The sequence below is a fragment of the Kitasatospora sp. NPDC096147 genome (assembly GCF_044763225.1).
Lineage (GTDB): Bacteria > Actinomycetota > Actinomycetes > Streptomycetales > Streptomycetaceae > Kitasatospora.
The window spans coordinates 797,033-807,343 of record NZ_JBIWFX010000002.1; the positions used below are offsets into that span (position 1 = coordinate 797,033).

8 protein-coding genes are annotated in these 10,311 nt (G+C 74.4%); 5 read left to right on the plus strand and 3 right to left on the minus strand.

What is annotated here, in order from left to right:
* Positions 1 to 136: 136 nt before the first annotated feature.
* Together ACIRBX_RS09145 and ACIRBX_RS09150 are read left to right on the plus strand one after the other, a co-directional pair.
* Entirely contained in the window at positions 137 to 1,555 is a 1,419-nt protein-coding gene (locus ACIRBX_RS09145; protein WP_402294854.1) for a family 2B encapsulin nanocompartment shell protein, read from the plus strand.
* A gap of 109 nt (positions 1,556 to 1,664) precedes the next feature.
* Positions 1,665 to 2,795 carry a family 2 encapsulin nanocompartment cargo protein polyprenyl transferase gene (locus ACIRBX_RS09150; RefSeq protein WP_402294856.1) on the plus strand — a complete coding sequence of 377 codons (1,131 nt, stop codon included), beginning with the start codon at positions 1,665 to 1,667 and terminating at the stop codon, positions 2,793 to 2,795.
* Between the two features lie 409 nt (positions 2,796 to 3,204).
* Here ACIRBX_RS09150 and ACIRBX_RS09155 read toward each other — a convergent pair whose 3' ends face one another.
* Positions 3,205 to 4,953 carry a hypothetical protein gene (locus ACIRBX_RS09155; RefSeq protein WP_402294857.1) on the minus strand — a complete coding sequence of 583 codons (1,749 nt, stop codon included), beginning with the start codon at positions 4,951 to 4,953 and terminating at the stop codon, positions 3,205 to 3,207.
* Between the two features lie 135 nt (positions 4,954 to 5,088).
* Between ACIRBX_RS09155 and radA the strand changes: the two genes are divergently transcribed.
* Together radA and disA are read left to right on the plus strand one after the other, a co-directional pair.
* Complete coding sequence (radA, locus tag ACIRBX_RS09160) at positions 5,089 to 6,600, plus strand: DNA repair protein RadA (protein ID WP_402294859.1); 1,512 nt, start codon at positions 5,089 to 5,091, stop codon at positions 6,598 to 6,600.
* Between the two features lie 132 nt (positions 6,601 to 6,732).
* On the plus strand, positions 6,733 to 7,839 hold the full coding sequence (disA, locus tag ACIRBX_RS09165) for a DNA integrity scanning diadenylate cyclase DisA (protein ID WP_402294860.1): 1,107 nt from the start codon (positions 6,733 to 6,735) through the stop codon (positions 7,837 to 7,839).
* Between the two features lie 7 nt (positions 7,840 to 7,846).
* Here the strand turns inward: disA and ACIRBX_RS09170 are convergent, their stop codons facing one another.
* Positions 7,847 to 8,476, minus strand: coding sequence for an ArsR/SmtB family transcription factor (locus ACIRBX_RS09170; protein WP_402294861.1), 630 nt, complete (start codon positions 8,474 to 8,476; stop codon positions 7,847 to 7,849).
* Positions 8,477 to 8,580: 104 nt separating this feature from the next.
* On the opposite strand from ACIRBX_RS09170, the gene ACIRBX_RS09175 reads away from it, so the two are divergent.
* Positions 8,581 to 9,843 carry an MFS transporter gene (locus tag ACIRBX_RS09175; protein ID WP_402294863.1) on the plus strand — a complete coding sequence of 421 codons (1,263 nt, stop codon included), beginning with the start codon at positions 8,581 to 8,583 and terminating at the stop codon, positions 9,841 to 9,843.
* A gap of 176 nt (positions 9,844 to 10,019) precedes the next feature.
* On the opposite strand, the gene ACIRBX_RS09180 is transcribed toward ACIRBX_RS09175, so the two are convergent.
* Positions 10,020 to 10,311 (minus strand): helix-turn-helix domain-containing protein (locus tag ACIRBX_RS09180; protein ID WP_402294864.1); only part of this gene is annotated, 292 nt, incomplete at its 5' end.

Here is a 10,311-nt window from a genome sequence, read left to right on the forward strand (position 1 = left end):
CCGCCGGGGCTCGAACGCCTGAACTGTCATCAGTTCGGGTGAGTCGGGCCACCGGAGCGGACCGTGGGCGTCCGACCGGGCAGCACCATGGGGTGCAACCACGTCCACGTTCGTCGTGCCCGCGGAGGGGTCGCAGATGACCACCGAGATCCAGCACGGAATCCCCGCCCCGCGTGCGGCCGAGCAGTCCCGCTCCAGCCTCGGCACCGAGGCCGCGCGGAACCTCGCCAGCACCACCAAGTCCGTTCCCCAGATGCAGGAGATCACCGACCGCTGGCTGCTCAGGGCGCTGCCCTGGGTCGAGGTGCAGGCCGGCACCTACCGGGTCAACCGGCGGCTGACGTACCTGGCCGGCCGGGGACGGGTGGCCTTCGACCAGGCCGGCGCCGAGGTCCGGGTGGTACCGCCCTCGCTGCGCGAACTCCCGGTGCTGCGCGGCTTCCCCGAGGAGGGTCCGCTGGCCGAGCTGGCCGGTCGCTGCGTGCAGCGGCCGATCGCTCCCGGAGAGGTGCTGGCCGAGGCCGGGCAGCCGGTGGCCGAGGTGCTGCTGGTGGTGCACGGCAAGCTCACCCGGACCGGCACCGGCAAGTACGGCGAGACCACCGCGCTCGGCGGCGCCACCGACGGCGACCCGGTCGGGGACGAGGCGCTGGCCCAGGAGGAGCCGCACTGGCCGTACACCCTGACCGCCGACACGGCGGGCACCGTCCTGGCCCTCCCGCTGGCCGACTTCCGGCAGGTGGCGGCGCGCTCGGCCGGGCTGCGCGCGCAGCTGCACGGCTACCGCGAGGCGGCCGCCCGGCCGGCCAACAAGCGCGGTGAGGCGGCGATCGAGCTGGCCGCCGGCCACACCGGCGAGCCGGTCATCCCGAGTACCTTCGTGGACTACGAACTCCAGCCCCGCGAGTACGAGTTGAGCGTCGCTCAGACGGTGCTGCGGGTGCACACCCGGGTCTCCGACCTCTACAACCAGCCGATGAACCAGACCGAGCAGCAGCTCCGGCTGACGATCGAGGCGCTGCGCGAGCGCCAGGAGCACGAGCTGGTGAACAACCCGGAGTTCGGCCTGCTGGCCAACGCCTCGCACGAGCAGCGGATCTCCACCCGCTCCGGCCCGCCGACCCCCGACGACCTGGACGACCTGCTCAGCCGCCGCCGCGGCACCAGGTTCTACCTGGCCCATCCGAGGGCGATCGCCGCGATCGGCCGGGAGGCGAACCGGCGCGGGCTGTACCCGGCCGCCCGGGAGAAGGACGGCAAGCTGCTCACCACCTGGCGCGGAGTGCCGATCCTGCCCTGCAACAAGATCCCGATCACCCCGGGGCAGACCACCTCGATCCTGGCCATGCGGGTCGGCGAGAAGGAGCAGGGCGTGGTCGGGCTGCGGCAGACCGGCATCCCGGACGAGGTCGAGCCCGGGCTGAACGTGCGCTTCATGGGGATCAACGAGAAGGCGGTGATCTCCTACCTGGTCAGCACCTACTTCTCCGCCGCCGTCCTCGTCCCGGACGCGGTCGGCGTGTTGGAGAACGTCGACGTGGCCCACCGGAGTTAGCGCCACCCGTCCACCCCCGCCGGGGCCGGCACCGGTCCCGGCGGTTCCGTACGTCCGAGAGCTTCGAGCAGTCGTTCGAGCAGTGGTTCGAGAATTGGGGGGCAGCAGCATGGGGATCTTCGCGCTGGAGCGCAGCGGCACCGAGGACGGCCGGGAGGTCGGGGGCACGGCCTCGCACACAGCCGGGGGCGGGGCCGGGGCCGGGAGCGGTGAGACGTACGAGGGCCAGGAGGCGGCCGAACTGCTGTCCCGGTCCAAGGCGGTGGTGGATCCGGCCCTGCGGGCCGCCGTCGACTCCATGCCGGAGTCGATGCGCCGGGTGGCCGGCTACCACTTCGGCTGGTGGGAGGTGGACGGCACGCCCTCGGCCACCGGCTCGGGCAAGGCGATCCGCCCGGCCCTGGTGCTGGCCGCCGCCCAGGCGGTCGGCGGCACCGACCCGGCCGTCGCGGTCCGGGCGGCCGCGGCGGTGGAGTTGGTGCACAACTTCACCCTGCTGCACGACGACGTGATCGACCGTGACCTGACCAGGCGTCACCGGGACACCGCCTGGCGGGCGTTCGGGATCACCGAGGCGATCCTGGCGGGGGACGCGATGCACTCGCTGGCCCTGCGGGTGCTGGCCGAGGACTCCCACCCGGCCGCCTCGGCGGCGGTGCGGCGGCTGGCCGACTGCGTGGTGGAGCTGTGCGCCGGGCAGCAGGCCGACTGCGCCTTCGAGCAGCGCACCGACGTCACCCTGGCCGAGTGTCTGGCGATGGCGGAGGCGAAGACCGGCGCCCTGCTCGGCTGCGCCGGCGCGGTCGGCGCCCTGTACGGCGGGGCGGGCGAGCAGGCGGCCGAGGCGCTGGACGCCTTCGGCCGGGAGATCGGCCTGGCCTTCCAGCTGATCGACGACCTGATCGGCATCTGGGGCGATCCGGCCGTCACCGGCAAGCCGGTCGGCGCCGACCTGGCAGCCCGGAAGAAGTCGCTCCCGGTGGTCTTCGCGCTCGGCTCGGGCGGGGAGGCCGGTGACCGGCTGGCCGAACTCTACGCACTGGAGCGTCCGTTGACGGACGAGGAGCTGGCCGAGGCGGCCGAGGCGGTGGAGCGCGCCGGCGGCCGGGCCTGGGCCCAGGGCGAGTCCTGCGAGCGGATGGCCGCCGCCATCGGCCACCTCGCCGACGCCGTTCCCGACCCGTCGGCAGCCGACGACCTGCTCGCCCTGGCCGAGCTGGTCACCCGCCGCGCCTACTGAGCCACCCCACCGCCGGCCCCCGCGTGTCGTTCTCCGTGCCCGGCATCCCGGCCGCGCCCCGGTCGGAGCCGTGCCGCCCCCGGTTCCGGCGAATCCGTGCCCGGGGGTCGGTAACGTCCCCCGCCCGTCGGTGCGTCAGTGGGGTGTGGACGCAGTGGTGGCGGGTGACGGGGGACGGGACCAGGAGTACCTGGAGTTCGCCATGTCCGGCAACGGGCAGCTGTACCGCTCGGCATCCCCGCTCACCGGTGGCGATACCCGGGGCGCAGGGCCGGGTAGTGGCCCTCGCCCTGGGGGGCCGAGGCCCGGCTGCCGTAGCGGCCGGTGGCACAGGCCCGGGGCAGGCCCGGCGCGCTCGAAGCAGGCCTGGGTGGTCTCGGGACAGGCTCGGGGCAGGCCCGGGACGGGCTCAGGACGCGCTCGGGCTCGTGGTCGGTGACGGGGTGTCGGACGGGGTGGGTGCGGGGCTCGGGTCGGCGGACGGTGACCCGGACGGCGTCGGCTCGGCCGTGGGGGTCGGGGTGGGCGTCGGAGTCGGCTCGGGGGAGGGGGACTGACCGGTCGACGGCGTCGGCTCGGCCGTGGGGGCCGGGGTGGCCGATCGGGTGGGTTCGGCCGGCTGGGTCGGGATGCCACGGTCGGACGGGCCGCCTTCCAGGGTGACGACGGCACGGGACGGGAGCAGGGCGATCCTGGCCTGCCAGGGGTGCTGCGGGGCGAGGTCCTGATCGACCGTCACGGTGAGGGTGATCCGCTGGGAGGGCTCCAGGGTGCCGGCGTCCCGGCTGAGCCGCAGCCAGGGGGCGTCGCTGTCGGCCCGCCAGTGCAGGACGGTGCTGCCGGAGTTGACCAGGGTGATGACCGTCCGCTCGCCGAACTCCTGTGCCGCGACGCTCAGTTGGCCGCCGGACTGGCCCTGCGGCGGGGCCGCCGGGGCGGCGGCCGGGGTCTCCGGATGCGGGGTCACCCGATCCAGCCGGACCGCGTTCCTGGTCGGCACCGGCACGGCCGGGCCGAGGACCGCGGGGAGCAACGTTTCTGCATGGCCGGGGGTGCCGCTGCCGGTGACCGCACCGGCCAGCGTGAGGCCGGCTGCCGGCAGCGGGCCGGGGCCGTCGTCGGGGGCGCCGTCGGCGAGGGAGGCCGCCTCGGGGGCGTGCGGCGGACCAGCGGGCGCCGGGGTCTCCACCCGGACCGAGGAGACCGAGGTGGCCGTGCCGGCGCCGTCGTCGCCGCCCCGGTGGGCGCCCCAGAGCGCCACCACGGGCGCGGTCAGCACGGCCGCCAGCACCCCGGTGGTGACCACCCGTTGACGGACCGCCGGACCGCGCAGCCGGCGCGCCGCCCGGTGTCGCGGGAAGCCCTGCCGGTCGAAGCGCAGGGTCTCCTCCTCCGGCCCGGCCTGCCGCCGCACCACCAGCCGCTCCCGCAGCACCTCGGGCGCCCGCAGCAGCGGCAGCCCGGGCATCGCGGCCAGCCCGGAGTCCAGCTCGCCGGAGACCCGCTCGGCGGTGCCCCGGCAGGTCGGGCACTCCACCACGTGCCGCACCAGCTCCCGCCGCAGGGCCGGCCCGAGCACCCACTCCCGCCAGTGCTCCGCCCCGGCCCCGCCCAGCTCGGCCAGCACCGGACAGCTGCCCACCCCGAGCACCAGCAGCGCCACCCTGGTCCGCCAGACCTCGGCCTCGGCGGCGGCCAGCAGCCCGTCCGCCTCCGCCCCCGGCAGCCCGAGCACGGCCGCGACCTCGCCGGGGCCGAGGCGGTGACGGACCGCCAGCTCCAGCGCCTCGCGCTGCTCCGGCGAGGTGCCGGCCCCCTCCGGCCAGGCCAGCGAGGCCAGCTCGCGCCGGTGCTCCCGGCTGACCGGGGCGGCTCCGGCGGGACCGCCGCCCGGCTCGTCGCCGGCCGGGCCCTCGGCCATCCGGCGCAGGCAGCAGTGCCGGGCCAGCGAGTACAGCCAGGCCCGGCGCAGCTCCGGCGCGCCCAGCCGGGCGTCGTGACGCAGGGCCAGGTCGCGCACCTCGCGGACGGCGGCCACCGCCGCGTCGTGGTCGCAGAGCACCGAGAGGCAGTAGGTGAACAGCCCGTCGGCGTACTGCTCGTAGGCCGCGGCCGTGGGGACGGCGGAGCCGGCCGGGGGCGTGGGGGAAGTCGACACCCTTCCGACGCTAGGCACCGGCCCGCGCGCCGGGGCGGATTCCGGCTCCTTGTACTTCTTTCGGGTAACAACACCAGCTCCCCCGTCACCTGCGCGCGCCCCCCGATGTCGGCGCCAGCCGTTACGGTGTGGGCCATGGCTGCCCGTACCAAGACCACCGCCAAGCCCCGCCCGGCCTACCGCTGCACCGAGTGCGGGAACGTGGTGCCCAAGTGGGTCGGCCGCTGCCCGGAGTGCAACGCCTGGGGCACCGTCGAGGAGTACGGCGCGGTGCCGATCCGGACCACCGCCGCCGGGCCGGTCAGCTCGCCGGCCAAGCCGATCGGGCAGATCGACGGGCAGGTCGCGACCGCCCGCTCCACCGGAGTGCCGGAGCTGGACCGGGTGCTCGGCGGCGGCCTGGTGCCCGGCGCGGTGGTGCTGATGGCCGGTGAGCCCGGGGTCGGCAAGTCGACCCTGCTGCTGGACGTGGCGGCCAAGGCGGCCACCGCCCAGCACCGCACCCTGTACGTCACCGGCGAGGAGTCGGCCGGCCAGGTCCGGCTGCGCGCGGACCGGATCAACGCGCTCTCCGACCACCTCTACCTGGCCGCCGAGTCGGACCTCGGCGCGGTGCTCGGCCACATCGACACCGTCAACCCCGGGCTGCTGATCCTGGACTCGGTGCAGACCATCGCCTCGGCCGAGCTGGACGGCGCGCCCGGCGGCCCGGCCCAGGTCCGCGAGGTGGCGAACGCGCTGATCCGGGTCTCCAAGGAGCGCGGCATGGCCACCCTGCTGGTCGGCCACGTCACCAAGGACGGCCAGATCGCCGGCCCCCGCCTGCTGGAGCACCTGGTCGACGTGGTGCTGAGCTTCGAGGGGGACCGGCACGCCCGGCTCCGCCTGATCCGGGGCGTCAAGAACCGCTACGGCGCCACCGACGAGGTGGGCTGCTTCGAGCTGCACGACGAGGGCATCGTCGGCCTGGCCGACCCGTCCGGGCTGTTCCTGACCCGCCGTGACAAGCCGGTGGCCGGCACCTGTCTGACCGTCACCCTGGAGGGCAAGCGGCCGCTGGTGGCCGAGGTGCAGGCGCTGATGGTCGACTCGCAGATCCCCTCGCCGCGCCGGACCACCTCCGGTCTGGAGTCGCCCCGGATCGCGATGATCCTGGCGGTGGTGGAGCGGCACGGCGGGGTGAAGCTCGGCAAGCAGGACATCTACACCGCCACCGTCGGCGGGGTGAAGCTCACCGAGCCCTCGGCCGACCTGGCGATCGCCCTCGCGGTGGCCTCCTCCTCCACCGACACCCCGCTGCCGAACAACCTGGTGGCGATCGGCGAGGTCGGCCTGGCGGGCGAGGTGCGGCGGGTGACGGGTGTTCAGCGGCGGCTCGCCGAGGCGCACCGGCTGGGCTTCACCCACGCCCTGGTGCCGCCGGACCCGGGCAAGGTGCCGCCGGGCATGAAGGTGGTCGAGGTCGCCGACATCGGTGAGGCGCTGCGGGCGATTCCGGGCCGCCGCCGGGCCGCGGCCAAGCCGAAGTCCGAGGCCGGAGCGGGTGGCTCGGCGGCGGCTCCGGCTCCGCGCCGGGCCCCGGTCGCGGCCTACCCGGACGAGCTGATGGAGGGTTGGGAGCCGGTCGACTCCGACGAACTCCGCTGACCCCGGCCCCGTTATTGCCGCACGCCGTTAGACTTTCCCCTGTTTAATCGGCATGCAGTGCAGTAATGCAATACATCGAGAGACAGACCGCAGGGCAGCACGCGCGCGGTCCGGGTCTACCGGAGGAGTCACGTGGCAGCCAGCGACCGGGCGGACAAGTCCTCCCGTGAGGAGGCCCTGCTGCGGGCCTCCCTCAGTGCCATCGCCCCGGGCACGGGCCTGCGGGACGGTCTGGAGCGGGTGCTCCGGGCCAACACCGGCGGCCTGATCGTGCTGGGCTTCGACAAGACGGTCGACGCCATCAGCACCGGCGGATTCGTCCTCGACGTGGAGTTCACCGCCACCCGGCTGCGCGAGCTGTGCAAGCTGGACGGCGCGGTGGTGCTGGACAAGGACATCACCAAGATCGTCCGGGCCGGCGTGCACCTGATGCCGGACTCCACCATCCCCACCGACGAGACCGGCACCCGGCACCGCACCGCCGAGCGGGTCAACCGGCAGACCGGCTACCCGGTGGTCGCGGTCTCGCACTCGATGCGGCTGATCGCGATGTACGTCAACGGCACCCGCCGGGTGCTGGAGGACTCCACCACCGTGCTCTCCCGGGCGAACCAGGCGCTGGCCACCCTGGAGCGCTACAAGCTCCGCCTGGACGAGGTGGCCGGCACCCTCTCCGCGTTGGAGATCGAGGACCTGGTCACCGTCCGGGACGTCACGGCGGTGGCCCAGCGGCTGGAGATGGTCCGCCTGATCGCCGCCGAGATCGCCGGCTACGTGCTGGAGCTCGGCACCGACGGCCGGCTGCTCTCGCTCCAGCTGGACGAGCTGATCGCGGGCGTCGAGCCCGAGCGCGAGCTGGTCGCCCGGGACTACTTCCCGGAGCGGGCCGCCAAGCGCGGCAAGACCGTCGCCGACGTGCTGGCCGACCTGGAGGCGCTCACCCACGCCGAGCTGCTGGACCTCCAGACGGTGGCTAAGGCGTTCGGCTACTCCGGCACCCCCGAGTCGCTGGACTCGGCCGTCTCGCCGCGCGGCTACCGCCTGCTGGCCAAGGTGCCGCGCCTGCCGAACACGGTGATCGAGCGCCTGGTCGAGCACTTCGGCGGGCTGCAGAAGCTGCTGGCCGCCTCCATCGACGACCTGCAGACCGTCGAGGGCGTCGGCGAGACCCGGGCCCGCTCGGTCCGCGAGGGGCTCTCCCGGCTCGCAGAATCGTCCATCCTGGAGCGCTACGTCTGACCGGTGGTCAGCTCCGCTCCTGCCGGTCCGGCCTGACGGCGTAGTAGAGGCTCATCAGCGTGACCTCGACCGCGTCGGGGTCGGTGCTGTTGCCCTCCGCGATCAGCTCGTCGATCACCGCGCGCAGCCGGTCCCGCATCTCCACCGCCCGCTCCGGGCGCACCCGCAGGCCGACGTGGCTGAACAGGCCCGGTGAGGCGGGCTGCGCCGGGTCGGTGGTGGGCAGGCCGAGCCGCCCGGCCAGGTAGAGCCGCTGGTAGTCCTCCCGGACCAGGTCGAGGGTGGCCAGCATGGCGTTCAGCGCCTCCGGCCGCTCCGCCGAGTCCCCCGCGAACACCCCGGGGGAGATCTTCAGCGACTTCTGGCCGAGCCGGTAGCGGCTCTCGGTGATGCCCGAGACCAGCCGGGTGCCGGCCACCTGGATCAGGCCGGTCTGCTCCAGCTGCTTGATGTGCCGGTAGAGCTTGGTCTGCGGCTCGTCCAGTGCGGCCGCGATCTCCTTGACCGTCAGCTCCTGCGGCTCGCGCCGGTACAGCGCGTTCATGATCGCGATCCGGACCGGGTCGGCGAGCGCCTTGAGGGTCGCCACGTCGGTGACCTCACGCTCCGTCAGCTGCTCCACCATGCGGTCATTCATGCGGTCATTAACCCATGAACATCAACCCTTGCGCAAACGGTCACGCTTCTGCAATCGTTCACTCGAACGTGAATGGTGTCCAGTGAGTGAACGGGGTGGGTGTGATGACTGCGCTTCAGGTCGAACGCGGGGCGGGGACCGGGCCGGAGTCCGAGCCGGAGCCGGTGGTGCCGCTGCGCCGCAACTGGCGCTTCCAGGCGCTGTGGAGCGGGGCCGCCGCCTCGATGCTCGGCACGATGGTGGCCGACACCGCCTACCCGCTGATGCTGCTCGCGATGACCGGCTCCCCGGCCCTGGCCGGGGCCTTCGGCGCGGTGCAGTTCACCGCCTCGCTGCTGCTCGGCCTGCACGGCGGCGCGGTGGCGGACCGTCAGAACCGACGGGTGATCCTGATCGTCAGCGACACCGTCCGGGCCCTCACCACGCTCAGCGTGCCGCTCGCCCTCTGGCTCGACCGGCTCACCGTCCCGCACGTGCTGGCGGTGGCCGCGGTGATCGGCGCCACCACGGCGTACGCCGGTCCGGTCCGGATGCTCGCGGTCCGCTCGGTGGTGCCGCCGAGCCAGCTCCGCGCCGCGCTCACGCAGGACGAGATCCGGGTCAACGGCGCCTCGCTGCTCGGCCCGCCGCTGGCCGGCCTGCTGCTCGGGGTGGGCCGGGCGGTCCCCTTCCTGGCCGTGGCCGGCGGCTCGCTCTACGCCCTGGCCACCTCCTGCCTGGTGCGCTTCGACGGGCGCCCGGCAGCTGACGGTGCGTCACCGGCGGGCGGCCTGCTGGACGGCCTGCGGGAGCTGGCGGGCAACCGGCTGATGCTCGCGGTGCTGGCGGTCAGCGGCCTGATCAACCTGGCCGGCACCACCTGCCTGATGCCGATCGTGGTGCTGCTGCGGGACGGCGGCACGGACTCCACCGGCATCGGCCTGGTGCTGGCTGGCGAGGCGGTCGGCGGTCTGCTCGGCGCGCTGCTGGTCCGGCCGCTGCACCGGTGGTTCGGGCCTGGCGTGCTGACCCTGCTGGTCAGCGGGATGCTGGTGCCGGTGCTGCTGGTGCCCTACGTCAGCGCCGCGCCGGTGGTGCTGTTCGCCGCGCTGGTGCTGATGGCCCTGGGCATCCCGGCCCTGCGGGTGATGCTGGACCTGCTGGTCTTCCAGCGGGTGGCCGACGAACTGCGCGGCCGGGTGATCGCGGCCTCGATGACCGTGCTGATGCTCGGCGTACCGCTCGGCACCTTCCTCGGCGGGGTGCTGCTCGGCCACTTCCAGGCCCGTACGGTGCTCGGCTCGGTGGCGGTGCTGCTGGCCGTGACGCTGCTCGCGCTGGCCGTCCCGCGCCTGCTGCGCACGGCGCAGTGGCCGACGGCGGGCTGACACCCTGCCTGCGAGGGACGGCGCGCAGCGGGAGAGGGTGGGTCGGTCGCCGGGCGCGGACACCTGGTGACAGGTGTGCATCGCCGCACCCGGCGCTCGCGTCTCCGCCCGGGCCCTCGCGGCGGACGGCGGACCGTGCCCCGACGAGGTGGAGTCGGGCGGTGGGTGAGGCCCCGTCAGATCCGGCCGAAGGCTTGCCGGTAGGCCGTCGGGGGGACGCCGCGTCGTCGGACGAACTGCTCGCGCAGTACCGCCGCGCTGCGGTAGCCGACCAGTCGGGCGACTTCCTCGACCGGCAGTGTGGTGGTCTCCAGCAGTTCCTCGGCGCGGGACAGTCGCAGCTCCAGCAGCCGGGCGTGCGGGGTGGTGCCGGGTGAGGCCCCGTCAGATCCGGCCGAAGGCTTGCCGGTAGGCCGTCGGGGGGACGCCGCGTCGTCGGACGAACTGCTCGCGCAGTACCGCCGCGCG